Origin of the sequence: Sulfuricella sp., from assembly GCF_035531155.1 — a bacterium.
In the GTDB taxonomy this organism is placed as follows: Bacteria; Pseudomonadota; Gammaproteobacteria; order Burkholderiales; family Sulfuricellaceae; genus Sulfuricella.
Map to the genome: position 1 here is coordinate 128,941 of NZ_DATKTK010000026.1, position 25,751 is coordinate 154,691.

A 25,751-nucleotide genomic window follows, 5' to 3' on the forward strand; every position below is an offset into this window, starting at 1 on the left:
AGTGGGGGAAAGTGATATTGTAGGGGAGGGGTGAGCGGGTCACAAGAATTTGCGTCCCCTTGAATATCGTTTTCCGGCTCTGCTATATTCCGGCTTTTTCCTCTGCAAGATCGCCGTAAAGCGCTGCGAGAAGGTCGAGCCGGGTGACGATGCCGACCAGCCGCCCTTCTTCGTCGGCAACCGGAAGGTGGTTGATTCCCTTTTCGGAAAAGGTCAGGAACGCATCGGTCAGGTGGGTGTCTTCCCTGGCCGTGATGACCGGCGTGCTCATGATCTGTTCGGCGATGGCGCCCGATTTGCGTTTCAGGAACAGTTTCACGCGCTGGGTTATGCTGTCGCACATGCGCCAGTCCCGGGCCTTGAGGAAATCCGCGATGGTGACCATGCCCGTCACCCTGCCATGATCATCCGTGACCGGAACCCCCCGGATGTGGTGGGCGCGCAGCAGCGACCAGACCGTTTCCTGCGCGGCTGAAGGCCGGATGGTGACCACCTCGCGGGTCATGATGTCTTTCAGGCGTATGTCTCCCAGGCGGCTGCGGTGTGCGTGCAGCGTGGCGAGGGCATAGATTCTGGTCAGGTCTTCGCTGGAAACATCTATATAGGCGCCCATCTCCCTGATGGCGGAGCGCAGATCCTCTTCATTGAATCGCAGCTTGACGGGCGGTTTCCCGCCTGCCGCAACGCCATCTGTTTTTCCTGGCAGGCTCAAATTGGCGGGATAGCGCCGCCCCGGTATCAGATTGTTGATCACCAGAGCCACTGTCAGCAGAATCGCCACGTTCGCCAGCACTGGCATGAAAACGAAGTGATAGCCGAGAGCGTGTATCTTCTGGTCGCCGATGACCGTCAGCAGGGCAGTCGCCCCGCCGGGAGGATGCAGGCAGCGCAGGTAGTACATCGCGCTGATCGACAGCCCCACGGATAAACCTGCCGCCAGGTAGACATTGGGAACGACGGTTGCGCAACTGATGCCGATGAATGCCGAAATCAGATGTCCCCCGGCGAACGCCCAGGGCTGGGACAGCGGGCTGTGCGGGGCGCCCAGCAGCAATACCGTGGATGCGCCCATGGAGGCGAGCAGAAAAGGCAGGGTTGCCCCGCCTATGAAATGCTGCGCCGTCATGGCGGTGAGAAAAATGGCAAGGATACCGCCGGCACCCGAAATCAGCCGCTCGCGGTGGGTGACGCTGGTCTGCCGGGGAAACAGGAAAGAAAAAATGCTTGCTGGATGCATTTTTTCATTATGTTGGATTTCTCAGCAGGCTATAACTACCCAGAAGAAGTACCTGGGGTTCCGACTGTGCATTTCCATTCCCGATCCGGCGGCCGGGCAGGAGCCGCCGCAGCGCGGCGGCTCCGTTAGATCAGCGCAGTACGGTACGCTTGCTGCGCACGATCTGGTACGAACGGCCCAGATAACCGAGCGGTACGCTCCAGACATGCACCAGACGGGTGAACGGGAACAGCAGGAACACCGTCATGCCGAAGAATAAATGGGTGCGGAAAACCGGATCCACGCTGAGCAGCAATTCCGGGTTCGGATGCAGGTAGATGACGCTCTGCACCCATTCTGCCAGGGCGATCATCACGCCGGGTTTGCCGTGATCGGCATGTCCCATGGACACCGGAATGGTGGACAGTCCGAGCATCAGGGTGATCATCAGCCAGGTCAGGATGAGCTTGTCAGAACCGCGGCTGGTGGCCGAGATGCGTGGGTTGAACATGCGCCGCAGCCAGAGCATGACACCGCCAATGAAGCACATGCCGCCGAAAACTGCGCCGGCGGTAATGGCGAGGTACTGGTGCTGCATGTCGGACACGCCCATGGCCAGGAACCAGTGGTGCGGGGTGAGCAGACCCACGGCATGGCCGAAGAAGACGGCGATGATCCCGACGTGGAACAGGTTGCTGGCCACACGCATGTTGTCCTTGGACAGCAGCTGGCTGGAGTCGCTCTTCCAGGTGTATTGCTCCCGGTCGAAACGTATCCAGCTGCCCAGCACGAACACGGTGAGGGCGATGTAGGGGTAGGCCCCAAAAACGAAGTTGTGCAGGTTCATGGTTAACTCCTTATGCGGCGAGCCGGGTCAGACTCGCCCGATTCTCGATAATGCGCACCAGCGGCGCGTAATGGCTGTTTGCTTTTTCCAGGTTGGACGCCAGCACGCCAAACACCTTGACGGCATCGCTGAGAAACGTCTGTGCATCGCTGTCTTCCTGGTAAGCGGCGAACTCCAGAATCAACGGCAGGTAGTCCGGCAGTTCGTTGCCGGCAACCTCCACCCCGTAGTCCTTGTACAGTTCGGACAGATCGATCAGCGCCGGGCCGCGGTTCTTGTCGTCGCCGAACAGGTGATGCGTCAGGTGCAGGCTGTGCTGCGGCGTGAGATCGAAGGTCTGCACGTAGTCCGCCTGGATTTCCGTGGGATCCCCGTTTTCCAGTCGTGCCAGGGCCTTCCGTACCACGGCCCGTTCTGCCTCGTTGATGTCCAGGCAGTCGTCCAGCGCCTGCCGGATCTCCGGCAGGTTGTCGAACAATTCCCGATCCGGGTATTCCAGCAGTACAGATAACAGCTTGTAGATGGTCATGATTTTCTCCTCTTAGCGGTCGTCTGCGGATGGGGCAAGGTCCCTGGGTTCCATGGATTCCTTGCGGCGTCGCGGGAACAGGCTGATTTTGGATATGCCGCGCGAGCTGTCATTGCCGAAGGTGAAGCCGTTCTGGCCCTGGAAGCCGTGGGCATCATCCAGATCCACTTCCGCATGCCCGGTAGGGATGACGAAGCGGTCTTCGTAGTTGGCAATGGCCAGGTAACGGTACATCTCCTTCGCCATGTCCTCGGTGATGCCTGCGGCTTCCAGGGCACGGGTGTCGGCGATGCCTTCCACATGCACCGAACGCTGGTAGCTGCGCATGGCGATGAGGCGGTTCAGGGCGCGCTCTACGGGGGCCTCGTTGCCCGCGGTGAGCAGGTTGGCGAGGTACTTGATCGGCAGGCGCATCGTGCCTGACAGCGGGATCGCACCGTCCGGGCCGACCGGCAGGTTGCCCTGGTCGATCTGGGATTGCACCGGGGAGAGTGGCGGCACGTACCAGACCATCGGCAGGGTGCGGAACTCAGGGTGCATCGGGAAGGCGATCTTCCAGTCGATGGCCATCTTGTAGATCGGCGACTTCTGGGCGGCGATCAGCCAGTCTTCCGAGATCCCGTCCTTGCGCGCCTGGGCGATCACGGCGGGGTCGTTGGGGTCGAGGAAGATTTTGCACTGGGCTTCGTACAGGTCCTGCTCGTTCTGCGTGCTGGCCAGTGTCTCGATCTTGTCGGCGTCGTAGAGCATGATGCCGTTGTAGCGGATGCGGCCGACGCAGGACTCGGAGCACACCGTCGGCATGCCGGACTCAACACGGGGGTAGCAGCCGATGCACTTCTCGGCCTTGCCGGATTCCCAGTTGTAGAACACTTTTTTGTACGGACAGGCGCTGACGCACATCCGCCAGCCGCGGCACTTGTCCTGGTCCACCAGCACGATGCCGTCTTCTTCCCGCTTGTAGATCGAGCCGGACGGGCAGGCTGCCACGCACGCCGGGTTCAGGCAGTGGTTGCAGATGCGCGGCAGATACATGTGGAAGGTATTCTCGAACTGGCCGTACATCTCCTTCTGGATGTTGTGCATGTTCTGGTCCTTGCTGCGCTTCGAGTACTCGCCGGCAAGGTCGTCTTCCCAGTTCGGGCCCCAGGTGATCTTTTCCATTGAGCTGCCGTCGATCTGCGAGATCGGGCGGGCTGTCGGTGCCGCCTCGGACAACGGCGCATTCTGCAGATGAGCGTAGTTGTAGGTAAACGGCTCGTAGTAGTCGTCGATCTGCGGCATGTCGGGATTGGCGAAGATGTTCAGCAGCTTCGAGGCGCGCCCGCCGGCTTTCAGTTCCAGCTTGCCATCGACCAGCTTCCAGCCGCCCTTCCAGACTTCCTGGTTTTCCCACTGCTTGGGATAACCGATGCCGGGCTTGGACTCGACGTTGTTGAACCAGGCGTATTCCACACCCTTGCGGTTGGTCCACACGTTCTTGCACGTCACCGAGCAGGTGTGGCAACCGATACATTTGTCCAGGTTGAAGACAAATGCGAATTGTGCACGTACTTTCATGGGTTTCTCCTATTTATCCTGTTCACGTGACGATCAGCGCTTGCCGATTCCGGGCGGGTTGAGTGCAGCTTCCCGCTCCGGGGTGAGCGGACGCTCGAGCCAGTCCACATCCTTGTCCGCGACCTTGTGCAGAATCACCTGTTCGTCGCGCTGACAACCGACGGTGCCGTAGTAATTGAAGCCGTAGGACAGTTGCGCGTAACCCCCGATCATGTTGGTCGGCTTGATAATGACGCGGGTCACCGAGTTCAGGATGCCGCCGCGCTTTTTGGTTGAAGGCGAGCCCGGCACGTTGATGTTCTTCTCCTGGGCGTGGTACATCATCGCCATGCCGCGAGGAACACGCTGCGAGACGACGGCACGAGCCATGGTGGCGCCGTTGGCGTTCACCGCCTCGACCCAGTCGTTATCCTCGATTCCGATTGACTTGGCATCGATCTCTGAGACCCAGACGTAAGGTCCGCCGCGGAACAACGTCAACATGCGCAGGTTGTCCTGATAGGAGGAGTGGATGCCCCACTTGGAGTGCGGGGTAATCCAGCTCAGCACCAGGTGCGGCTTGGATTTGACGGCAGCCGGAACGGTATTCTGCGCCTTCATGTCCAGTGGTCCGCGGTAAGCGCAGAAGCCCTCGCCGAAGTCCAGCATCCACTCGTGATCCTGATAGAAGTGGGCGCGGCCGGTTAGGGTGCGGAACGGGATGTGCTCGTGGATGTTGGTATACCCCGCGGTGTAGGACACCTTCTCCGACTCGATGCCGGACCAGGTCGGCGCGGTGATGATCTTGCGCGGTTGGGCCTGGATATCGCGGAAGGTGATTTTTTCCTCGTGGCGGCCGGCATACAGGTGATGGTGGTCGATGCCGGTTTTCTTGGACAGGGCAGTCCAGGACTTGTGCGCTACTTCGCCATTGGTTTCCGGCGCCATGCGCAGCACCGAGTCGCAAACGTAGATGTCTTCCTCAAGGGAAGGCATGCCGAAGGAAATGCCCGGCTCCTTCACCGTGTGGTTGCACTTCTTGAGCTCTTCGTATTCCTGCTCGGTATTCCAGTCGATGCCCTTGATGTTGTTGCCCAGCTTGACCATCAACGGACCCAGCGCGATGAACTTCTTGTAGGTGTTGGCAAAGTCGCGCTCGACCACCTTGAGTATCGGCATGGTCTTGCCGGGGATCGGTTCGAGGCCGTCCTTCTTCCAGTCCGTTACCTGGCCGAATGGCTGCGCCAGTTCCGCCGCCGAATCGTGCTGCATCGGCAGGGAAACGATGTCCTTGCGCGTGCCGAGATGCTTCTCGGCCAGCGTCGAGAAGGCCTTGGCGATGGACTTGAAGATCTGCCAGTCGGACTTGGATTCCCAGCCCGGTGACACCGCTTCCGACAGCGGGTGGACGAAGGGGTGCATGTCGGTGGTGTTGAGGTCGTTCTTCTCGTACCAGGTTGCGGTCGGCAGAATGATGTCGGAGTACGCACCGGTGGAATTCAGACGGAAGTTGATGTCCACCATCAGGTCCAGCTTGCCGATGGGGGCTTCTTCGTGCCATTTGACTTCCTTGTTGTCGCGTCCCGCACCGCTTTCCTGCAGCACGCCGTTCTGGGCGCCGAGCAGGTGCTTGAGGAAGTATTCGTGACCCTTGGCGGAGGAACCGATCAGGTTGGCGCGCCAGACGATCAGGTTGCGCGGCCAGTTGACCGGGTTGTCCACATCGGCGAAGGCGACATCCAGTGAGCCGTCCTTGAGCTTGCCGATGACGTGTTTGGCAATGCCGGCCTCGTCGGTAGCGCCGGCTTTCTCGGCTTCGGCTACGAGGTCGAGCGGGTTGGCGTTCCAGTGCGGAGCGGATGGCAACCAGCCCATGCGGGTCGCCGCGACGTTGTAGTCGGCCAGCGAGTAGCCTTTGTTCTTGCCTTTGCCGGCAGGCGACAGCAGATCGTCGGCCTTGACGGTCTCGTAGCGCCACTGGTCGGTGTGGAAGTACCAGTAGGAGGTGGAGTTCATGTGGCGTGGCGGACGCTGCCAGTCGAGGGCGAAGGCGATCGGCGCCCAGCCGGCTTGCGGACGCAGTTTTTCCTGGCCCACGTAGTGTGCCCAGCCGCCACCCGATTGACCCACGCAGCCGCACATGTGCAGCAGGTTCATGATGGAGCGGTAGGCCAGATCGTTGTGGTACCAGTGGTTGATCGCCGCGCCCATGATCACCATGGATTTGCCCGTGGTCTTGGAGGCGTTGTAGGCGAACTCGCGGCCGGTGCGCTCGATGTCGGCGGCCTTGACACCACTGACTTTGGCGGCCCAAGCCGGGGTATAGGCCACATCGGCGTCGTTGTAGTCCTTGGCAACGTTGCCGCCGCCCAAGCCACGGTCGATGCCGTACTGGGCAACTTGCATGTCGAATACGGAGGCGACCAGCGCTTCTTCGCCGTTAGCCAGCTTCACCTTGCGTACCGGCACGTTGCGAAACAGCAGGTCATCTTCGCCTTCGTTGAAGTGCGGGAAACCGACCGAAGCCACGTCATCCTTGCTGTTGATGCAGGTCAGCTCGGCCTGGAGTGCCTGTTGGTTGGCCGCATTCTTTTCCAGCAGGTTCCACTTGCCTTCTTCTCCCCAGCGGAAGCCGATGGAGCCGTTCGGTGCGACAAAGGCCTGGGTCTTCTCGTCGTAGACGATGGTTTTCCAGTCGGGGTTGTTGGTCTCGCCCAGCGCACCGTCGAAATCGGAAGCGCGCAGGAAGCGGTCGGACACGTAGGCGTTGCCATGCTTGCGCAGCATGACCTGCATCGGCAGGTCGGTGTACTTGCGGGCATATTCCTGGAAGTAGGGATCCTGCTTGTCGATGTAGAACTCTTTCAGGGCGACGTGTCCCATCGCCAGGAAGGCTGCGGAGTCGGTACCCTGACGGATCGGCATCCACAGGTCGGAGAACTTGCAGAACTCGGCATAGTCAGGAGACATCGAAACGATCTTGGCGCCCTTGTAGCGCACTTCTGCGGCGAAGTGGGCGTCCGGGGTGCGGGTCATCGGCAGGTTGGCGCCGGTGATGATGATGTAGGTCGAGTTGTACCAGTCGGCTGCTTCCGGCACGTCGGTCTGCTCGCCCCAGGTTTGCGGGGAGGCTGCCGGCAGATCGCAGTACCAATCATAGAAGGAACCGCAGGCGCCGCCGATCATGGACAGATAGCGCGAGCCGGCTGCGTAGGAAATCATCGACATGGCAGGAATCGGAGAGAAGCCGTAAATCCGGTCCGGTCCCCACTTCTTGATGGTGTAGACGTTGGCGGCGGCGATGATCTCAGTCACTTCTTCCCAGTTGGTGCGCACGAAGCCGCCGAGACCGCGCACGGCGGTGTATTGCTTGCGCTTCGCTTCATCGGCCTGAATGGCGGCCCATGCTTCCACCGGATCCTTGCCGCTCTTGCGTTCGGCGCGGTACAGGTCGAGCAGACGGCCGCGGATCAGCGGGTGCTTCACCCGATGCGGGCTGTACAGATACCAGGAGAAGGAGGCGCCACGCTGGCAACCGCGCGGCTCATGGTTGGGCATGTCTTCGCGGGTACGCGGGTAGTCGGTCTGCTGCATTTCGAACGACACCAGGCCGTTCTTGACGAAGATCTTCCAGGAACAGCCGCCGGTGCAGTTCACGCCGTGGGTGGAGCGCACCACCTTGTCATGCTGCCAGCGATGGCGGTAGATGTCTTCCCACTCGCGATCCTCGTTAGTGACGATGCCGTGGTCGTTGGAGAAGGTCTCCTTGATTTTATCGAAAAACTTTAAACGGTCGAGAAAGTGACTCATTTGTTTAACTCCTTTTAAATGTTAGGTGTCGGCTGCAGGTCGGCATGAAGGCCGACCTGCATGCTCCTCACGGATTTTTAATTTCCGAACCTGGGCGCAGGTAGAACCACCAGTTCAGGATCAGGCACAGGGCATAAAATATTGCGAAGCCGTACATCGCGTTTTGCGGGGTGCCGGCCTTGATCTGCGCGCCGATCACTACCGGGGCGATGAAAGCGCCATAAGCCGCCACAGCCGAAGTCCAGCCCAGCACGGGGCCAGCCTGCACGCGGTCGAAAATCACGCCCACGGTACGGAAGGTCGATCCGTTACCGATGCCGGAGGCGGCGAACAGCGCCACGAAAATCAGCAGGAAGGTGGTGAAGTACTGCTCAGGCGTAGCGGAGTTGTAGGCCAGGAACATCACGTAGCCGGCTGCCGCGGAGGCCACCACCATGACGACGGAAATCAGCTGGGTCACAATGGAGCCGCCCACCTTGTCGGAAATCCAGCCGCCCACCGGACGGATCAGCGCGCCGACGAAGGGTCCGATCCAGGCGTAGGTAAGTGCCGACACCGCGTTGGGGTTCTTGATGGTGTGGGTCATCAGGCCGGTCACCGGGTCAGGCACATGCTGGAAGCCGAAGATCACCGTGATGGCAAGGGGCAGGGCCATCGAGAAGCCGATGAACGAACCGAAGGTCAGCAAATAGAGCACGGTCAGCGACCAGGTGTGCTTGTTCTTGAAAATGGCGAACTGCTTGGCGATGTTTTCCTTCATGGAACCGAAGGCGGCCAGCTTCATGAGCAGCAGCGTGCTGCCAATAATCAGGGGCATCGCTACCCACATGTTCAGCAGGCCCATTCCAGTCGGGGCAGGGAGGTAAAGGTAGAGGCCGACACCGGCAGGAATGAACGCCAGCGTATAAAGCCAGGTGATCTTGATGAAGGAGGAAATCGTGCCCGTTGCGTCCGGAGAAATCGGCAGGAGATTGTTCATGCCGAACCATCCAATCACGGCCAGCGGCACCAGCGTCAGCAACCAGGCGAAACCAGCGTTCTGGATATAGGTGGGAGTGCCTGCGACGATTTTTCCGAAAATCCAGCCGCTGTCTTTTACCAGAGTCATTGGCTCGCCACCCATCGCTCCAAAGAGACTAACCGTCATTACCAGCGGTATCACGATTTGCATGGTGGTCACGCCAAAGTTGCCTAGTCCTGCGTTAAGGCCCAGCGCCGTACCTTGCAGCCGCTTTGGGAAGAAGGTGCTGATATTGCTCATCGAGCTGGCGAAGTTGCCGCCACCCACACCTGACCACAGTGCCATCAGCTGGAATACCCATAATGGCCACCCCGGGTGCTGCAAGGCGATACCAGTGCCTATGGCCGGAGCCAACAGCATGGCTGTGGTGAGAAATATGACATTACGACCACCCGCCAGGCGGATGAAAAATGATGACGGGATGCGCATGGTGGCCCCGGCCAGGCCTGAAATCGCGGTCAGCGTAAACAATTCGTCCTTGCTGAAAGGGAAACCCAGATTCAGCATCTGCACGGTGATGATCCCCCACATCAACCACACGGCGAAGCCACAAAGCAGGCTAGGGATCGAAATCCACAGGTTGCGGTTGGCAATTTTCTTGCCGGTGGATTCCCAGAACTTCTGGTCCTCCACGTCCCATTCTTTGATATTAGGCATGCCTGTCTCCTATTGTTTAAAATTTACTGCCAATGCTGCTAACCGTTATTCGAACCTGCATCACTCGATGATATCGTCTGCCTTGACACGCTTCTTTTCCCGTTCCGCATCCAGCGGCTTCACCTCGGTCCAGTACATCCACATCAGGGATACCCATGCCACGCCGAACATCAGCATGAAGGCGGAGGAGCGGATGCCGGTCAGATCCACCAGCGCGCCGAACATGATCGGCATGAGGAAGCCGCCCAATCCGCCCGCCAGTCCCACTACGCCGGAGATCACACCGATGTTGTGGGGGTAGTCATCGGAGATGTATTTGAAGACCGATGCCTTGCCTATCGCGAATACGATACCCAAGGTGAACATGATGATGGTGAATGCGGTCGGGCCGAGTCCCACGTGGAAAGTGGAAGGGCCGGTCACTGTATGGATAGTGAATTCAGTCTGCGGGTAGGACAGGAAGAACAGGCAGATCAGCGATATCCACAGCACCCACCAGGTGATGGAGTGGGCGCCGTATTTGTCGGAGAAGTAGCCGCCGACGGCACGCAGCACGCCGCCGGGTATGCTGAATGCCGCGGCCAGCAGCGCCGCCGTCTTGAGGTCGAAACCGTACTCGGATACGTAGTACTTGGTCATCCACAGAGCCAGGGCGACGTAGCCGCCGAACACGATGGAATAGTACTGGCTGTATTTCCACACCTTGGGGTCTTTGAACGCGGCGAGCTGCTCGCGGATGGTCACGCCCTTGCCCACCGCGTGACTGGGTTCGGTATAGCTGAACATCCAGAACAGAATCGCGGTGACCAGCATGAGGACTGCATAAACCTGCGGCACCATCGCCCAGCCGAAAGCCACCACGATGCTCGGGGCAATCAGCTTGGTCAGCGCAGCACCCGTGTTGCCGGCGCCGAAGATGCCCATCGCGAAGCCCTGCTGGTTTTTGGGGAACCAGCGTGCGCAGTAGGAAATACCCACGGTGAAGGAGCCGCCGGCAACGCCCACGAACAGTCCGGTTACCAGGAATTGCCAGAATTCGGTGGCGCGGGAAATCATGAAAATCGGGATGACGGTGGACAGCATCAGAATGAAGAGCACGATGCGCCCGCCGAACTTGTCGGTCCACATGCCCAGCGGCACGCGGATCAGCGAGCCGGTAAGAACCGGCATGGCGATCAGGATACCGAACTGGGTCTCATTGAGCCCCAGGGTTTTCTTGATGGGAATGCCGATCACGGCAAACATCATCCAGATCATGAAACAGACGGTGAACGCAATCGTGCTAGCGATTACAACGGACCATGCCTTGTATTTTTGCGTAGCCATGCGCTCCTCCAGTCAATGGTATTGCCAACGATTGAAGAATAGTTTTTCGCGGGGCTAAGGCATATATGCAGGATTGTGGATTTTCAAAAGAAAAAAGAACGATGGCCGGCTCCGCCATAAGGCCGGAAGTACTAGTTCTTATGGCTGGGCGGCAGTAGTTCTTTTGGGTGGGGCGGGGGCTTTGCGTCCTCCGCGGTTCAATTGCTTTTTTCCGGGATCAACGAGCTTCGATGATTGCAATGACGCGCCGCTTTGCTTACTCTTTCTGCGCGAGGCCGTGTTCAACGGCATACACTGCGGCCTGCACCCGGCTGGTCAGGTGGAGTTTCTTGAGGATGTTCTGGACGTGGATCTTGATCGTGCTTTCCGCCACGTTGAGGGTACGCGCCATTTCCTTGTTGCTGGCGCCTCGTGCCAGATGGGTAATAATTTCTTTTTCGCGCGGGCTGAGCTTTTCCTTGTCTGCTTCGGTGGCGGCGCCTTCCTTGCCCATGCGTACGCCCATCAACAGTTTTCCGGTCATCTGCGGCGATACCACCGATTCGCCGCGTGCGGCGGCGCGTATGGCGTTGAGCAGGAATTCGGTTTCGATGTTTTTCAGCAAATAGCCCCGGGCGCCGGCACGGATTGTTTCGATCAGGTCTTCCGCATCTTCCGACACGGTCAGCAGCAGCACGTTGCACTCCGGTGCCTCCTCCGCCAGCAGCTTGACCGCTTCGCGCCCGCTGATGCCGGGCATGTGCAGATCGAGCAGCACCACGTCGGGCTGGAGGGATTTGGCACGCTTTAAGCCCTCCAGGCCATCGCCGGCCTCGCCCACGATCTCGAAGCCTTCCTGGCGCTGCAGCAGCGCCTTGATCCCGCTCCGGAAAAGGGTGTGGTCGTCGACGATCAAAACTCGAATCGGTTGCTTCATGCAGTTCCCTTCGGCTGTTTGGTCAGCGCCAATGATACGCGAGTCCCCTCTCCCGGAGCAGAGGCTATCGTCAGTTGAGCGCCGATGCGATGCGCCCTTTCCTTCATGATTTTGATCCCGACATGACTTTCCTCGGCAATGCCGGTTTTCGGGCTGGAGTCGAAGCCCTTGCCGTTGTCGGTCACGAAGACACGATAATCTCCATCCTGCTCCATGGCGACATCAACCTGCGTTGCCTGGGCGTGCTTGCGTACATTGGACAAGGTCTCCTGAATGATGTGCAGCACCTGGATCACATATTCCGGCGCCAGCGGCGCGCCGCTGCCGCTCTGTACGAAGGTGGTTTTGATCCCGGTCTGGCCTTCGAATTTCTCCAGCGCGCTGGAGATCGCGCTGGCCAGATCGGCATGATCCACCCGGGTGCGGAAGTGCACCAGCAGCTCGCGCACGTCGTCATAGCTTTCCTGGACCCCTTCGCGGATCTGGGCCAGACCCTCCATCGCCTCCGCGGTGTTGTTGCGGCGCAACGCATCCGCCAGCATCTGCACCTGGATGTTGAGGAAAGCGAGGGACTGGGCAATGCTGTCATGCAGCTCCTGGGCGATCAGATTGCGTTCCTCGGATACCGCCATTTCCTTCTCGCGCGAAACCAGGCGCTGGTTCTCGATGGCGACGCCAAGGTGCAGGCCGATGGTTTCGAGCAGCCGGATTTCCATGCTGTCGAATACGCGCGGTTCGTGGAAGAAGAGGTTGAAAATGCCCAGTATGTGCGTCTTGGAGCGGATGGGAATGGCGGAAATTGACTGGAAACCGTCGCGCTTGCAATGGAGCAACAACGGCCGCGGCGCCTCGAGATTGAGGTTCCACGATACCGGCGTGCCACTCTGGGCCGTCTCGCCACACAGACATTCACCCAGAGGCAAACACTCCTCTTTCTGGGCGAATTCGTCCGATACCCCTTCATGGATGATGACATGCAGCGCGTCCGAATTCGGGTCGGTCAGGCGCACCAGACCACCCTGCGCGGCAAGAATGCCCATCAGTTTTTTCAGGATGCCTCCGCACAGGTCTTCCACCGAAGCGGGCTTGTTGAGAAAGGCGGTTAATTCATACAATATCGCCAGTTCCTGGTTCTTGTCCTCCAGGCTACGGGTCTTTTCCTGCACCCGCTGTTCCAGCGTGCCGTAAAGATTCTCCAGCCGATCCGCCATCTGGTTGAAGCCGTCGGCCAGCGCGCCGAGTTCATCCTTGCTTTGTACCGGCAGGCGTACGCTGAAATCCGCTGCCGCCATGCGTTGTATGCCTTCCTGCAGTTTTTTCACCGGACTGATCACCATCAGGAAGAACAGATAGATCAGGATGAGGGTGCCGATCAGCGCAAGCATCACCAGGCCAATCTGGAATGAACGCAGCAAGGCAGTATTGCGGGAATTGCTGCGCTCCACCATCAGCACCAGATCGTTCACCATGGCGACAAAATTCTGCAAGGCCGGCTGGAAGTCATTGGCCAGCGTTAATTGGCCGGTTGCCCTGTCGCTGTCCACGATTTTCAGGATTAGCGGCTTCACCTGATTTGTCCATTTCTGCCGCAGCAGCTTCATTTGCAGTTGCACTTCCTCCTCTTTGGGCAAGAACAAAGGTCGCGCAGGGTTGCCTTTCTCCAGTGTGTGCAGGGTGGACTCGAACAGGCCGATTTCGCGCAGAATCTCCGCCTTGATCTCGGCGTTGCCGGCATTGTCGCGGGTGCTTTGCGACAGCAGGTAGGCCATGCGGTAGGAGCGCATGCGCTCGCTGCCGGCATCGTTGATCGCCGCGCCTGCCCCTTCCAGTTGCCAGGAAATGTATAGGGTCATGCTGATTGCAGCGAGCGCAACGAAAAAGAAGAAAATCAGGATGTTGACAATCTTGGTGCCAAGGTTTTGATTGAGAGCGACCATCAGGCGGTTACATTGATTCGAGGAGCGGGTACATTACCCGGAACGGTGAAGAGGATCAAGAGTTAGGAGGGGCTGTAGTGCTGCTATCAGCGGCGGCGGCTCTTGCGCAGTCCTTCCGTCATCATTTCCGCGATGCTGGAGAGGAGTTCAGCGTAAGCTCTGACCTCGCGGGTGAAACGGTCCTGGCGCTGCATTGACTCGGCAGTGAGTCTTTTTGCCTCAGCGGCGGCGGCCCGGTCGCTGTGTTTCGCACGTGCGGCCATATCGGCCAGGATGGTCACCAGCGCTGGCTGCACCTCAAGCATGCCGCCGGAGACATACACCAGCTCCTCGGAGTTTTGCGGCGTCAGGATGCGCACCTCACCCGCCCTGCTCGGCGAAGTCGGCATTCTGCCGCACCACGCCCCGATGCTTACCCCGCTCAGGGCGGGTGCCGAAATGCACAGTGCCTCCCCGGAGTAGATTTCACTTCCCAGGCTGACGATGTTGACCTGGATGGTGATGGTTTCCGCATGGGTGCTCATCGCCGGGAGGGCCTTAGATGCTGTTGCGGCGGCGATATTGCATGGTGAAAATGATGATTTCCGCCACTTCTTCGTATTCGCTCAGGTGAGGAAGGGCTGCATCACCGAGGGATGTTCGATGGCGCTGGTAATGAGGTGTCTTTTCGTTCCGGCGAGTGCCCGCGCAGGTAAGGCTCGATGGCGTCCGCCACTTCCGGCGCCACCGGGGTGGTGACATTGTAGTCGAGATAAACCGGATCGTTCATACGGGCAACTGCTCCAGATCGACAATCTGGCCGGATGGCCGAGTCAGGATTCGCCCCGCTATCCTGCCGAGCCGGTAAATACGCAGCTCCCCAGGCTCGAAAGCGATCCAGCTTCCGTCTCCAGGCAAAGGCTCAGTGGCGATCATGGCGCAGTCGGCAGGGGCGCCGCCCTGGGAATCCGATCCTCTCTGTTCCAGATAGTGGAGCCTGTCATGGCCGTATGCGATCAGATGCTCTCCGTCCGACATGAGGAAGTTGAACTTGCCGTGCGAGGCGATCAGTTCACTGATCAGCGCCACGGTCGGGAACGAGACGGTTTCATTCGCGGCAGGGAAAGCCTGGATATTCTGGGAAATATGGCTCAGGAGGTGGCAAAAGGCGTACTCCGAATCGGTCTCTCCTGCGGGTTGACAGACCGAATCCTTATTTGCGCGCTCCATCTCCACGATATCGGGCACCAGCCCGTTGTGGGCAAACACCCATTCTTTTCCGCAACACATCCGCCGGAACGGATGCGTATTGTCCAGGGTATTGATGGGCGGAAACCTGGCTTTGCGCACATGAGCGACCATCAGGTTAGAGCACGTGGTTTCGCACAAACGCGCGAACGGCGCGCTCTGGTGTGCCGGTAGGGGCTCCTTGACAAGGCGAAAAACACCATTCTCCCACCAGGCGAGCCCCCATCCGTCGGGGTTGTCCGCCGCCAGTCCGCCGCGCAGACGGAAATCACCGAGTGTGACTCTTGCTGTCACCGCTTGGCTGGCAGACATCCCGAAAAGCTCACACATCGTCAGAAAGTTCCATTAAGTTTTATTAGGAAATGATCCGAGCGCCTGATTCAGGTCGGCGATCAGGTCGGCAGCATCTTCCAGGCCGATGGAGAGCCGGATCATGGTATCGGAAATGCCGCGCCGCGCTCGTTCTTCAGGCGCCAGGCCATGGTGGGTGGTTGTCACCGGCATGGTGACGAGACTTTCCACACCGCCCAGGCTGGGTGCGATGGCGAACAGCTTGAGCTTATCTACCGCCCGCACTGCATCTTCGTAAGCGCCCTTGACCTCGATCGTCAGCATGCCCCCGAAGCCCTGCATCTGGGACTTGGCCACGGCATGGCCGGGGAAGTCGGGAAGGCCGGGGTAAAGCACCCGCGCCACCTTGGGGTGGTGCGACATGGCTTCGGCCACGGCTTTCGCCGTGGCGTTCTGCCGTTCCACCCGCACGACCAGGGTGCGCAGGCTACGCGCCAGGAGCGATGCGGTTTCGGGCGCGGGCATCTGCCCCAGGTTTTTGCGCCAGTTCCATACCGGGGCCAGCAGTTCTTTCGACCCCATCAAGGCGCCGGCGGTAATGTCGCTGTGGCCGCCGAGATACTTGGTGGCGCTGTGAACCACGAAATCCGCGCCCAGAGCAAGCGGGCTCTGATTCACCGGAGAGGCGAAGGTATTGTCCACCGCCACCAGGGCGCCATACTGGTGGGCAATTGCGCTGATTTTCCGGATATCCAGCACTTCCAGGGTGGGATTGGTCGGTGTTTCGAAAAATATCAGGCCTGCGCCTGCTTCCAGAAATGTCTTCAGTCCGTCCAGCTCACTGCCGAGGAGAAAATGAGTGGGTATGCCCAGCTCCGGCATCTGGCTGGAAAGAAGCTCCATCGTGCCGCCGTAGGCATCACCGATACAGATCACGCCCTTGCGGCCATGAGCAAAGAATAGCGAGGCTTCCGCCGCCATGCCGGAGGAAAATGCCCAAGCCGCTTCCGCTCCTTCCAGAGCCGCCAGCTTTTCTTCCAGGCTGAAGAGGGTGGGATTCAGGCCGTAGCGGGTATAGAGGCTGCCCGCTTTGCGCCCCTCCACCACGTCGAGCAGGTCGGCGGTGGAATCGAATTTGAAGGTGGTGGTGGTGTAGACCGGTGTGTGCGGTGAGCCGTGGGCATCCTTGATTTCCCCTGCGTGGACGCAACGGGTGGAAAGACCTTGGTTTGTGTCGTTCATGCAAACTCCTCGAGGAAATGTTCATGAATAGCTTCCAGTCGCGAAGCCAAATCCGGGGAGATGCTCAGATCCATTCCGGCGGCTGCCAGGCCGGCGCAAATATCCGCCGCCGACAGAATTACACCGTCCGAAGGCTGAAGCACTGCTCCATTCACTCGCAGGGAAGGAGAACCGTCACCGTGCGCATCGCGACAATCGGTATGGATAACCCGCATTGCCAACCCAAGACAGGATGATAGTTCTTTAGCGTAACTGGCGTAAAGTGTACAGCGTCCACCGGGCGGATGCTGCGACAAGATTTTAATGGGTTCGGGCATGGGGCACCTTCTTCATTTTATTCTCCTGGAATGAACGCCTCAGATCACGCTTTTGATCATGATGTAGGTGGCGACGAATATCAGAAAGATGCCGAACCATTTCTTCAGGGCTTCCTGAGAAAAACGGTGCGCTATTCGGGTTCCTGCAAAACTGCCCATCACGGTTACCGTGGTGAAGGACAGCATGATTGTCCAGTCGATTGGGACTGCCCCCATGTATCCCGCGAAGCCTGAGTAGGACTTGGCGGCGACTATGGCCAGGGAGGTGCCGACTGCTATTTTCATGGGAATCCCTGATAGCAGTACCAGCGCCGGCACAATCAGGAAGCCGCCCCCAACGCCTACCAGACCAGTCAGTATGCCCACACCGATACCGTGCACGGCAATATGCCCCATATGTGCGGTAATCGCCTCATCTTCTGCAGCAAGGTTGGGGCCGCCTGCTCCTGCAAATTGAGCAGGCGCAGGTTTTATCTGATTCTTCCGGAGCATCTTCCAGGCGGCGGCATACATGATCAAGGCGAACAGCGTCAATTGCACTGCAACTGGCGTCAAAACACCCAACCGTGCTCCGCCATAGGTGCCGATCACACCAAACAGGCCGAATACTGCGGCAATTTTCACGTCCACGTTGCCGCGCCGCCAGTTATCCCAGCCTGAAATGGTGGCGGTAACCGCCACGATGCCCAGGCTCATGGCAATTGCCGATTTCGCTTCCACATTAAGCAGATACATGAGCGCCGGCATGGCGATGATGGAGCCGCCACTGCCGAACAGACCCAATACGATGCCGGTGATGGCTCCGGCGAATATGGCGATAATGATCATGGTTCATTTCCTTCTAATGCAACTGACAAATATCAATTGAATATTTGAATATCGAGTAAAAAAAATGGGCTAAAACACCAGCACCTTGTCTGCCCATTCCGTCCACTCCGCCAGATGCTCCAGCGTGGAATGCTCGGCGCCCTGGATCATTTCCTCGTCCTTTAACCCACGGGCGTCCATGCAAGCGCCGCAAACTCCGATTTGTCCGCCACGCTTCAGAATGCTCTGGGCAAAAAATTCGATGTTGTAATAGCCCTCCGGCACCTTCTGCCCCGCCTTGGCGCATAGAGCGGCGTCGCCCAGCAAGAACAGGCGAATTTCATTGCCGTCGTGCTTGGATAAGGCTCGCGCCAGACGGAAACCGTTGTAGCTGCGCTCGGTGCCGTAGGGTGGGTCGTTGAGTATGAAAAGGGTTTTCATCATTTTCTCCTTGCCAGTAAATCAGGCTGGATTAAGACGCGGATGTGTTTCTTCTCCCCAAATCTGTACGACCAGACCTGAGAGGAACATGGAGACAGCGACGAACCAGAAGGACTCCTCGATGGCACCGCTAAAACTCGCCACGATCCCCAGCGCCAAGGCCCCAATGCCATAGCCAAGATCGCGCCAGAAGCGGTAGATGCCGATGGCCGAGCCGCGCCAGTTGGGGTGGGCAATATCTGACACAGCCGCCGAGAGGTTGGGGTACAAAAGCGCCATGCCGAAGCCGGAAACGCCTGCCGACAAAGACCACCAGGCGACACCCTGGCCCAGGAGCATCATCGCCACCCCCGCACCACAAACCCACATACCCCACACGATCGGCTTCTGCCTGCCAATGTGGTCGGACAGTTTGCCGGTGAAGAATTGGGAGCCTCCCCAAACGAAGCCGTACACCCCGATCACCCAGCCGATGCTGGCTAGGGACAATCCGTGGCGATACAGGAAAACCGGGTAAAACACCCAGACCAGTGCATCCACGAATTTTTCCACCAGTCCTGCCTGGCTGATGGATGCCATGCGCTTGTCACGCCACGACATGAGGGAGAACACCTCCCAGGTGGTGGGTTTGTCGGAGATATTGGCGGGATAGCGCGGTTTCGGTCCGGTGGACTGCCCGGCGGCATGCTTGGCCCCTTCCGCCTTGGCCCAGGATAAGGTGTCTTTTACCCACAGGATGGTGAGCAGCGCGGCCAGAACAATCACCGCGACGCCGAATATCAGCAGCCCGTGGCGCGGCCCGTAGGCGGTCGCCATGTAACCGGTGATGATGCCTGCGACCGCAAGGCCCACGTAACCGGAGAATTCATTCAGGCCGATTACAAAGCCTCTTTGATCGGGCCGGGTGATGTCGAGTTTGGCGGTCTGGGTCATGGACCAGGTCAGGCCCTGGTTAACACCCAGAAGCACGGTTGCAGCGACTATCCAGTTCCAGCTGGGCGCGTAAAGAATCATGAACGGGATGGGCAATGCCGCTGCCCAGCCCAACAGCAATACCTTCTGCCGCCCGATGCGCTCAGACAGGCGGCCTGCTACGAAATTAAGCGTTCCCTTGACGAAGCCGAAGGCCACCACGAAGGTGGTCAGCAGCATGAAGGAACCCTTGGGTACGCCGAACTCGGTTTCGCCCAGAGCAGGCACCACGGTGCGCATCATGCCGATGGTCATTCCCACCAGAAATACCTGCAGCAGTTGGTGGGAAAATTGCGCAAAGTTGTCGCGAATGCCATGGCGGTACTCCTGGTATTCATTGCGCAAAGTGTGGCTCATGCGGCCCCCAGATTGACAGCCACGATGCGTTCCATTTCCGCCGGGCGGGGCGGAATGTCGGACAGGATATAATTGACGAACTCGTCCTTGTTGGTCATCTTCAGGCCAGGATTGAAGCGCTTTTCAAAACCAACCGTGGAGGATGGCTTGCCGGAAATTCCCGCACCGCAAGCGCTGCCAGAGGTATGACCGGGAAAAATCTCCACTTCGTCAGGAAGGGACATCAGCTTCGCATGCAGGCTGTCGAACAGCTGCTCCGCCCATTCCTTTCCCTTGCCCGCCAGATCTGGGCGTCCGATGCTGCCCACGAACAGGGTGTCGCCAGTGAGCACGAACCAAGGTTCGGCACTGCGGCGCTTGTCGGTGACCGTCAGGCAGATGCTGTCCGGGGTATGGCCAGGAGTGTGCAGCACTTTCACCGCGACGTTGCCCACTTCGATGGTCTCGCCATCGGAAAGCGCATGGAATGGGAACTGCACCCGCCCCTGATTGGCTTCATGCAGGCAGTATTGGGCGCCCAACTTCTCTGCCAGGACCCGCCCGCCTGAGTAGTGATCGGCATGAACGTGGGTGTCAAAGATATGAGTGATCTTAACGTTCTGCCTGATGGCCTCTTCGATAAACCAATCCTCGTCACCCGCAACCGGATCAACGGCCACCGAAACACCGCATGATCCGCAACCGAGCAGATAGGACAGGGTGGCTTCCTTGGCTAAACGTTGCCTGAAGAACATTTCATCTCCTCCTTGTTAGTTATGGTTAATAATAAAATCAAATGAATGTTTGAATATATTATTCAGCCTTAACCACAAAGTCGTCAAGCTAATTTTTTTATGGCGGCCCAATGACCTAGCAGGCTGCTGGACTTGATGGAAATCCAATAGACATTAAGTGACCCCCGGCCGGGGGTTTATTGGGTGAGCGCCTCAAAGACGCCCTAAAACCGTGAGTCGCCCAAGGCGGCTACACGCCCAGTTTCATCTGGACGTAGCTTTCATCCTTTTGCTCATGATTGCGAATGTATGCTTTCACCATCTCTTCATCCAAGCCCACCGTGGACACAAAGTAGCCTCTGGCTCAGAGCATCTATCTGGTGATAGTTCCTTGCCTTGCCACCGAATTTTGGGGATATCGGATATCGGATATCGCTATTGCTCACTGAATAATTTCTTTGACCATTAATCCGGCAATAGAGTATTCAACATTAGCAAATTCATACATTCGTACATTCGCGCGACTGTTGACATACTAAAACGAAGGGAGTACGTTGCATACAAGATATAGAGGTCTTTTTATCGTGGAGGTAGATACAGATGAATCCGTCGAATCCAACCAAGTTGTCGCGTAGAAGGTTTCTCGAATTGGCCGGGACAAGCCTTTTTGGCTTGGCCATTCCCGGCGCCTCCTTCGCGCTCACTCGACTGCAGCCCATTGGCGACCCGCTCAAGGGCGAGTATCCCTACCGAAGCTGGGAAGATCTCTACCGCAAGGAATGGACATGGGATTCCACAGGCTTCACCACCCATTCCAACGGCTGCGTAGGCGGATGCGCCTGGCGTGTCTACGTCAAGGACGGTGTGCCGATGCGGGAGGAGCAGGTCGCCGAGTATCCGCAACTGCCCGGCATCCCGGACATGAATCCGCGCGGCTGCCAGAAGGGTGCCGTGTACTGCTCCTGGATCAAACAGGCGGACTTCCTCAAGTATCCGCTCAAGCGCGTCGGCGCCCGGGGCGAACGCAAATGGAAGCGCATCTCTTGGGACGAAGCGCTGACGGAGATTGCCGACAAGATCATCGACACCACTCTGAAACAAGGCCCCGGCAACATCTGCATCCCGAAGCGCCCCTTCGCGGTCATCAGCAATACCGCGTACACGCGCCTCGCCAACCTGCTGGGCGCCATCAAGCCCGACGTATCCTCGATGACCGGCGACCTCTATCCGGGCATCCAGACGGTGCGCATGCCGGCGCGGACTGTGTCCACCTTCGACGACTGGTTCACTTCCGACCTGATCCTGATGTGGCACATGAATCCCATCGTCACCCGGATTCCGGATGCGCACTACCTCATGGAAGCGCGCTACAACGGGGCGCGGCTGGTGAATATTTCAGCGGATTACAACCCTTCGTCGATCCATGCCGACCTGTTCGTGCCGGTCAAGATGGGCACCGACTCGCACTTGGCCGCCGCAATCGTGAACGTTCTCCTCGCGGGTAAGCACTACAAGGCCGATTACCTGAAGGAGCAGACCGACCTGCCGTTCCTGGTGCGCACCGACAATGGCAAGTTCCTGCGAGAGACGGACTTCAAACCGGACGGCAGCGACCAGGTTTTCTACGTGTGGGACACCAAGACCGGCAAGGCAGTGCTGGCGCCCGGCAGCATGGGCAGCAAGGACAAGACCCTGAAGTTCGGTGCCGTCGATCCGGCGCTGGAAGGTACTTTCTCTGCGGAGGGCGTCCAAGTCACCACCGTTTTCGAGCGTCTGAAGGCCGAGATCGCCCCCTACACGCCGGAAGCTACCCAGGCGACAACGGGCGTGCATCCGTCCGTGGTGCGCAAGCTCGCCGGTTGGATCGCCGAGTGCAAGGCGTTGCGCATCCTCGACGGCTACAACAACCAGAAGCACTTTGACGGCTTCCAGTGCGGCCGCCTGAAAATCCTCATCGTCACCCTGATCGGCCACCACGGCACCACCGGCTCCATCGACACTACCTACGAAGGCTGGAAACTGGAAGGGAACACAGAGCTCGGCGCGGTGAAGGGCAAGCCCGGACGCAGCGTTTCCATGGTGCTGGCGCAATGGGTGTGGGGCGAACAGTACCGCCGTACCAAGGCCTACTACGACGACACGCAGTTGAAGGAGGATCTCGGCTTCGGTGTCGACGACATGGAGGCCATGCGCAAGGAGTCGGAGGCCAAGGGCTGGATGCCCAACTGGCAATCCATCAAGAATCCGGTGGTCTATATCAACGGCGGTATCAATATTTTCGCCACGTCGAACGGTTATCAGCACCTGGCGGAAAACTTCCTCAAGCGCTGCGAGCTGCTGGTGGTGGTGGACTTCCGCCTGAATTCCGGCGCCATGTACGCGGACATCGTGCTGCCGGCGGCAGCGATGGAGAAACTGGATATCCGCGAGACCTCGGTGACGCGCTTCATCCACCTCTTCGGTCAGCCGGTCAAGCCCATGTACGAGCGCAAGACCGACTGGCAGATTAACGTGGCGCTCGCCAAGAAGATCCAGGAGCGGGCCAAGGCCCGCGGCGTCACTAGGGTGGACGACCCCGAGATCAAGAGCGCCATCGATTTCGACACCATCTACGACGACTTCACCATGAAGGGTGCCATCGAGAAGGACGAGGACGCGTTGCGCTTCGTCATGGAGAAGTCCAAGGCGCTGGGCCCAGGTACCTATGAAGAGATGATGAAGAAAGGCTTTGTCGCCGTCGGCCCCTCGGCTGGCAAGACGGCGCCAGTGCCCGAGGACAAGCCTTACCGACCCTTCACGGTGAACGTCACCGAGAAGAAACCCTACGGCACCCTGACCGGGCGCCTCCAATTCTACGTGGACCACGACTGGTTCATGCGCCTTGGGGCGACCGTGCCGAAACCCCAATTCAAGGGTGGCAACCTGGGTCCGAAGAAGTATCCCTTCATGACCAACTCGCCGCACACGCGCTGGGGCATCCACTCCTTCGCCCGCAACGACAAATGGCTGTTGCGGCACCAGCGCGGCACACCGGATGTCGGCCTCAGCCCCAAGGCGATGGCCAAGAAAGGCATCAAGGACGGCGACATGGTGCGGATCTTCAATTCCCAAGGCGAATTTTTCGCCATGGCGAAGACTACGCCGTCGTTGCCGGACAATATGGTTTTCTCCGAGCACGGCTGGGAGCAATACATGTACAAGAACATGACCCACTACAATATGGTCAACGCCGAATTGATCAACCCTCTGGAGATGGTGGGCGGCTACGGCCACATCAAGTACGCGTCCGGCGGATTCAACCCGAACCGCATCTTCTACGAAACGACGGTCGACGTCGAGAAAGCCTGAGGAAATAACCATGAGACAACTGGCCTACGTATTCGATCTGAACAAGTGCATCGGTTGCCACACCTGCACCATGGCCTGCAAGCAGTTGTGGACCAACCGCAGCGGGCGCGAGTATATGTACTGGAACAACGTGGAAACCCGCCCCGGAACGGGCTACCCGAAGAACTGGGAACAGAAGGGCGGCGGTTTCAAGGACGGGGTGCTGCAGACAGACGGCAAGATCCCGCCGAAGGAGGACTACGGTGGCGTATGGGAGTACAACCTGCAGGAGGTGTTGCTGGAAGGCAAGGGCAACCAGGTCGTGCCCCACGAGAAGCCGACCTGGGGCCCGAACTGGGACGAGGACGAGGGCAAGGGCGAGTTCCCGAACAACCAATACTTCTATCTGCCACGCATCTGCAACCATTGCTCCAACCCGGCCTGCCTGGCCGCCTGCCCGACCAAGGCAATCTACAAGCGGCCGGAAGACGGGCTGGTGGTGGTCGACCAGGAACGCTGCCGCGGCTACCGCTACTGCGTCAAGGCCTGCCCCTACGGAAAGATGTACTTTAACCTCCAGACCGGCACGTCTGAGAAGTGCATTGGCTGCTACCCGCGCGTCGAAAAAGGGGAGGCGCCCGCTTGCGTCAAACAATGCGTCGGGCGCATCCGCTTCTGGGGCTATCGCGACGACAAGGACGGCCCGATCTACAAACTGGTCGACCAATGGAAAGTGGCGCTGCCGCTGCATGCAGAGTATGGCACCCAACCGAACGTCTTCTATGTGCCGCCGATGAACGTCACGCCGCCGCCGTTCGAGGAGGATGGCCGGCTCTCAGACAAGCCGCGCATCCCCATCGCCGACCTGGAAGCGCTGTTCGGCAAGGGTGTCCAGCAGGCACTGGCGACTCTGGGCGGGGAGATGGCCAAGCGCCGGCAGGCCCAACCGTCAGAGCTGACCGACATTCTGATCGGTTACACCAACAAAGATCGGTTCAAGCCATGAATCCGACCGACAGAGCCCGGCAGTATCTCGCGCTCGCGCAGCTCTTCGACTTCCCGCGGCCCGAGGTATGGCAGCCGCTGGAGCGCGACGGCATGACGCCGGCCCGCTCGCAGGATGAGCGCGAGGCGGATTACCTCGCCGCCTTCGAGCTTGGCGGAGAGCAACCGGCCGTGCCCCTTTACGAAGGGCTATGCCGGCCCGGGGATGGGCGGGAAGGAATCCTGGAAGATGTCATGCGCTTCCATGAGTTTTTCGGTGTGCGGCTACAGGAAGCGAATCGTGATTACCCGGATCACCTCGTCACGGAACTCGAGTTCATGGCTTTTCTGTGCCAGCGGGAGGCGGCGGGAAAGGATGTGGATTCGTTCCGGCGGGCATCGCGCGATTTCCTGCAGCGACACCTGCTCGTGTGGGTGCCCGGGTTTGCGGAGCGTTTGGCTGGTGGAAAAACGGACTATGGCGAAATCGCCCAGGCGCTGGCCGACTTTTGTCAGGAGCATGCGGATGAACTTGGAGAAATGAAAGAAGGAGTATTGTCATGAGGATCAAGACAAGTTTGTTGGCTTTGGTTATCGCCGGGGTGGGGACGGTTGCGGTTGCCAGTTTGGCGCCTGCGGCATATGCGGCCGAGAATGTTGTGACCGTGAAGGCATTGCTCGTAGCGAAGCAGGTTGACGCCTCGCAGCCGGATGCCGCGACATGGAACAAGGCGCCCGCCACGAAGGTAAGCCTGCAACCGGCTTTCCCGGGGCATCCGGCTATCGTCGGCACGCCTCGCATCGCCGAGGTGACGGTGCAGGCGGTGCGCAGTCAGGATCGCCTGTTTGTGAGACTGGCGTGGGACGACCCAACAGCCAACGGCAAACCCAGCGATACGACGCAGTTCGCTGACGGAGTCGCTGTTCAGTTCCCCGTGAATGGGAAGGCGAACACGCCGCCGTTCATGGGCGATGTCAAGAATACCGTGAATATCTGGCGCTGGCGCGCCGACGGGTACGCAGAGGAGCTTGTCGCGGGCGGCTTCGGAACCGCAACTTCCTTGCGTGCGCAAGGTGAGGTGAGCGGGATTGGCGCAAGGAGTTCGCAGGGCTGGCAAGTGGTGTTGAGCAGGAAGCTGGTGGGCCCGGAAGGGATGGTCAATCTCAAGCGGTTCCGTGAGATTCCAATTGCGTTCGCCGCATGGGATGGGTCGAACCAGGAGCGCGACGGCCTGAAGGCCGTGACGTTGACTTGGCAGAAGCTCCGGCTCTGAG

22 protein-coding genes are annotated in these 25,751 nt (G+C 59.1%); 4 read left to right on the forward strand and 18 right to left on the reverse strand.

All coding sequences use genetic code 11. The features are described 5' to 3' along the window. Positions 1–82: 82 nt before the first annotated feature. The 18 genes from VMV64_RS04915 to VMV64_RS05000 all read right to left on the reverse strand — a co-directional run bounded on the left by VMV64_RS04915 (position 83) and on the right by VMV64_RS05000 (position 20,186). Positions 83–1,237 (reverse strand): HPP family protein, encoded by a 1,155-nt coding sequence (locus tag VMV64_RS04915; RefSeq protein ID WP_325328832.1) that lies wholly within the window; start codon positions 1,235–1,237, stop codon positions 83–85. Positions 1,238–1,367: 130 nt separating this feature from the next. Then, positions 1,368–2,063 carry a respiratory nitrate reductase subunit gamma gene (gene narI, locus VMV64_RS04920; RefSeq protein ID WP_325328833.1) on the reverse strand — a complete coding sequence of 232 codons (696 nt, stop codon included), beginning with the start codon at positions 2,061–2,063 and terminating at the stop codon, positions 1,368–1,370. A gap of 10 nt (positions 2,064–2,073) precedes the next feature. Further along, the gene (gene narJ / locus VMV64_RS04925) at positions 2,074–2,592 is read right to left on the reverse strand and encodes a nitrate reductase molybdenum cofactor assembly chaperone (RefSeq protein ID WP_325328834.1); all 519 of its coding nucleotides are present in this window, start codon (positions 2,590–2,592) and stop codon (positions 2,074–2,076) included. Positions 2,593–2,604: 12 nt separating this feature from the next. Then, positions 2,605–4,152, reverse strand: a complete 1,548-nt coding sequence (narH, locus tag VMV64_RS04930) for a nitrate reductase subunit beta (protein ID WP_325328835.1) — start codon at positions 4,150–4,152, stop codon at positions 2,605–2,607. 33 nt (positions 4,153–4,185) lie between these two features. Continuing rightward, positions 4,186–7,941 carry a nitrate reductase subunit alpha gene (locus tag VMV64_RS04935; RefSeq protein ID WP_325328836.1) on the reverse strand — a complete coding sequence of 1,252 codons (3,756 nt, stop codon included), beginning with the start codon at positions 7,939–7,941 and terminating at the stop codon, positions 4,186–4,188. Positions 7,942–8,008: 67 nt separating this feature from the next. Further along, the gene (locus tag VMV64_RS04940; protein ID WP_325328837.1) at positions 8,009–9,619 is read right to left on the reverse strand and encodes an antiporter; all 1,611 of its coding nucleotides are present in this window, start codon (positions 9,617–9,619) and stop codon (positions 8,009–8,011) included. A gap of 60 nt (positions 9,620–9,679) precedes the next feature. Next, positions 9,680–10,945, reverse strand: a complete 1,266-nt coding sequence (locus VMV64_RS04945) for a nitrate/nitrite transporter (protein ID WP_325328838.1) — start codon at positions 10,943–10,945, stop codon at positions 9,680–9,682. A gap of 256 nt (positions 10,946–11,201) precedes the next feature. Beyond that, complete coding sequence (locus tag VMV64_RS04950; RefSeq protein ID WP_325328839.1) at positions 11,202–11,861, reverse strand: response regulator transcription factor; 660 nt, start codon at positions 11,859–11,861, stop codon at positions 11,202–11,204. After that, positions 11,858–13,798 carry a type IV pili methyl-accepting chemotaxis transducer N-terminal domain-containing protein gene (locus VMV64_RS04955; protein ID WP_325328840.1) on the reverse strand — a complete coding sequence of 647 codons (1,941 nt, stop codon included), beginning with the start codon at positions 13,796–13,798 and terminating at the stop codon, positions 11,858–11,860. Before VMV64_RS04955 ends, VMV64_RS04950 begins: the two co-directional genes overlap by 4 nt. Before the next feature lie 86 nt (positions 13,799–13,884). Beyond that, the gene (locus VMV64_RS04960) at positions 13,885–14,322 is read right to left on the reverse strand and encodes a F0F1 ATP synthase subunit epsilon (protein WP_325328841.1); all 438 of its coding nucleotides are present in this window, start codon (positions 14,320–14,322) and stop codon (positions 13,885–13,887) included. A gap of 101 nt (positions 14,323–14,423) precedes the next feature. Continuing rightward, complete coding sequence (locus VMV64_RS04965) at positions 14,424–14,567, reverse strand: hypothetical protein (RefSeq protein WP_325328842.1); 144 nt, start codon at positions 14,565–14,567, stop codon at positions 14,424–14,426. After that, entirely contained in the window at positions 14,564–15,355 is a 792-nt protein-coding gene (locus VMV64_RS04970) for a class II glutamine amidotransferase (protein WP_325328843.1), read from the reverse strand. The genes VMV64_RS04965 and VMV64_RS04970 overlap by 4 nt, the downstream gene beginning before the upstream one ends. A 15-nt stretch (positions 15,356–15,370) precedes the next feature. Next, the gene (locus VMV64_RS04975) at positions 15,371–16,558 is read right to left on the reverse strand and encodes an aminotransferase class I/II-fold pyridoxal phosphate-dependent enzyme (RefSeq protein WP_325328844.1); all 1,188 of its coding nucleotides are present in this window, start codon (positions 16,556–16,558) and stop codon (positions 15,371–15,373) included. Next, positions 16,555–16,875, reverse strand: coding sequence for a hypothetical protein (locus VMV64_RS04980; RefSeq protein WP_325328845.1), 321 nt, complete (start codon positions 16,873–16,875; stop codon positions 16,555–16,557). The genes VMV64_RS04975 and VMV64_RS04980 overlap by 4 nt, the downstream gene beginning before the upstream one ends. Before the next feature lie 39 nt (positions 16,876–16,914). After that, positions 16,915–17,703 (reverse strand): sulfite exporter TauE/SafE family protein, encoded by a 789-nt coding sequence (locus VMV64_RS04985; RefSeq protein WP_325328846.1) that lies wholly within the window; start codon positions 17,701–17,703, stop codon positions 16,915–16,917. A gap of 69 nt (positions 17,704–17,772) precedes the next feature. Next, entirely contained in the window at positions 17,773–18,126 is a 354-nt protein-coding gene (locus tag VMV64_RS04990; RefSeq protein ID WP_325328847.1) for a DsrE/DsrF/TusD sulfur relay family protein, read from the reverse strand. Between the two features lie 18 nt (positions 18,127–18,144). Continuing rightward, the gene (locus VMV64_RS04995; protein WP_325328848.1) at positions 18,145–19,452 is read right to left on the reverse strand and encodes an MFS transporter; all 1,308 of its coding nucleotides are present in this window, start codon (positions 19,450–19,452) and stop codon (positions 18,145–18,147) included. Further along, positions 19,449–20,186 (reverse strand): MBL fold metallo-hydrolase, encoded by a 738-nt coding sequence (locus tag VMV64_RS05000; RefSeq protein ID WP_325328849.1) that lies wholly within the window; start codon positions 20,184–20,186, stop codon positions 19,449–19,451. The genes VMV64_RS04995 and VMV64_RS05000 overlap by 4 nt, the downstream gene beginning before the upstream one ends. Before the next feature lie 579 nt (positions 20,187–20,765). Here VMV64_RS05000 and clrA point away from each other — a divergent pair. The 4 genes from clrA to VMV64_RS05025 are packed head-to-tail and all read left to right on the forward strand — an operon-like array spanning position 20,766 to position 25,750. Then, positions 20,766–23,513, forward strand: a complete 2,748-nt coding sequence (gene clrA, locus VMV64_RS05010) for a chlorate reductase subunit alpha (protein ID WP_325328850.1) — start codon at positions 20,766–20,768, stop codon at positions 23,511–23,513. A gap of 4 nt (positions 23,514–23,517) precedes the next feature. Beyond that, complete coding sequence (clrB, locus tag VMV64_RS05015) at positions 23,518–24,498, forward strand: chlorate reductase subunit beta (protein WP_325328948.1); 981 nt, start codon at positions 23,518–23,520, stop codon at positions 24,496–24,498. Then, complete coding sequence (locus VMV64_RS05020; protein ID WP_325328851.1) at positions 24,495–25,040, forward strand: molecular chaperone TorD family protein; 546 nt, start codon at positions 24,495–24,497, stop codon at positions 25,038–25,040. Before clrB ends, VMV64_RS05020 begins: the two co-directional genes overlap by 4 nt. Further along, positions 25,037–25,750 carry an ethylbenzene dehydrogenase-related protein gene (locus tag VMV64_RS05025; RefSeq protein WP_325328852.1) on the forward strand — a complete coding sequence of 238 codons (714 nt, stop codon included), beginning with the start codon at positions 25,037–25,039 and terminating at the stop codon, positions 25,748–25,750. Before VMV64_RS05020 ends, VMV64_RS05025 begins: the two co-directional genes overlap by 4 nt. The last annotated feature ends 1 nt before the right edge of the window (position 25,751 follow it).

Excerpts from the sequence above, each read along its gene's own strand:
- VMV64_RS04915 (WP_325328832.1), bottom strand. The coding sequence starts at position 1,237 with ATGCATCCAGCAAGCATTTTTTCTTTCCTGTTTCCCCGGCAGACCAGC.
- narI (WP_325328833.1), bottom strand. The coding sequence starts at position 2,063 with ATGAACCTGCACAACTTCGTTTTTGGGGCCTACCCCTACATCGCCCTC.
- narJ (WP_325328834.1), bottom strand. The coding sequence starts at position 2,592 with ATGACCATCTACAAGCTGTTATCTGTACTGCTGGAATACCCGGATCGG.
- narH (WP_325328835.1), bottom strand. The coding sequence starts at position 4,152 with ATGAAAGTACGTGCACAATTCGCATTTGTCTTCAACCTGGACAAATGT.
- VMV64_RS04935 (WP_325328836.1), bottom strand. The coding sequence starts at position 7,941 with ATGAGTCACTTTCTCGACCGTTTAAAGTTTTTCGATAAAATCAAGGAG.
- VMV64_RS04940 (WP_325328837.1), bottom strand. The coding sequence starts at position 9,619 with ATGCCTAATATCAAAGAATGGGACGTGGAGGACCAGAAGTTCTGGGAA.
- VMV64_RS04945 (WP_325328838.1), bottom strand. The coding sequence starts at position 10,945 with ATGGCTACGCAAAAATACAAGGCATGGTCCGTTGTAATCGCTAGCACG.
- VMV64_RS04950 (WP_325328839.1), bottom strand. The coding sequence starts at position 11,861 with ATGAAGCAACCGATTCGAGTTTTGATCGTCGACGACCACACCCTTTTC.
- VMV64_RS04955 (WP_325328840.1), bottom strand. The coding sequence starts at position 13,798 with ATGGTCGCTCTCAATCAAAACCTTGGCACCAAGATTGTCAACATCCTG.
- VMV64_RS04960 (WP_325328841.1), bottom strand. The coding sequence starts at position 14,322 with ATGAGCACCCATGCGGAAACCATCACCATCCAGGTCAACATCGTCAGC.
- VMV64_RS04965 (WP_325328842.1), bottom strand. The coding sequence starts at position 14,567 with ATGAACGATCCGGTTTATCTCGACTACAATGTCACCACCCCGGTGGCG.
- VMV64_RS04970 (WP_325328843.1), bottom strand. The coding sequence starts at position 15,355 with ATGTGTGAGCTTTTCGGGATGTCTGCCAGCCAAGCGGTGACAGCAAGA.
- VMV64_RS04975 (WP_325328844.1), bottom strand. The coding sequence starts at position 16,558 with ATGAACGACACAAACCAAGGTCTTTCCACCCGTTGCGTCCACGCAGGG.
- VMV64_RS04980 (WP_325328845.1), bottom strand. The coding sequence starts at position 16,875 with ATGCCCGAACCCATTAAAATCTTGTCGCAGCATCCGCCCGGTGGACGC.
- VMV64_RS04985 (WP_325328846.1), bottom strand. The coding sequence starts at position 17,703 with ATGATCATTATCGCCATATTCGCCGGAGCCATCACCGGCATCGTATTG.
- VMV64_RS04990 (WP_325328847.1), bottom strand. The coding sequence starts at position 18,126 with ATGATGAAAACCCTTTTCATACTCAACGACCCACCCTACGGCACCGAG.
- VMV64_RS04995 (WP_325328848.1), bottom strand. The coding sequence starts at position 19,452 with ATGAGCCACACTTTGCGCAATGAATACCAGGAGTACCGCCATGGCATT.
- VMV64_RS05000 (WP_325328849.1), bottom strand. The coding sequence starts at position 20,186 with ATGTTCTTCAGGCAACGTTTAGCCAAGGAAGCCACCCTGTCCTATCTG.
- clrA (WP_325328850.1), top strand. The coding sequence starts at position 20,766 with ATGAATCCGTCGAATCCAACCAAGTTGTCGCGTAGAAGGTTTCTCGAA.
- VMV64_RS05020 (WP_325328851.1), top strand. The coding sequence starts at position 24,495 with ATGAATCCGACCGACAGAGCCCGGCAGTATCTCGCGCTCGCGCAGCTC.
- VMV64_RS05025 (WP_325328852.1), top strand. The coding sequence starts at position 25,037 with ATGAGGATCAAGACAAGTTTGTTGGCTTTGGTTATCGCCGGGGTGGGG.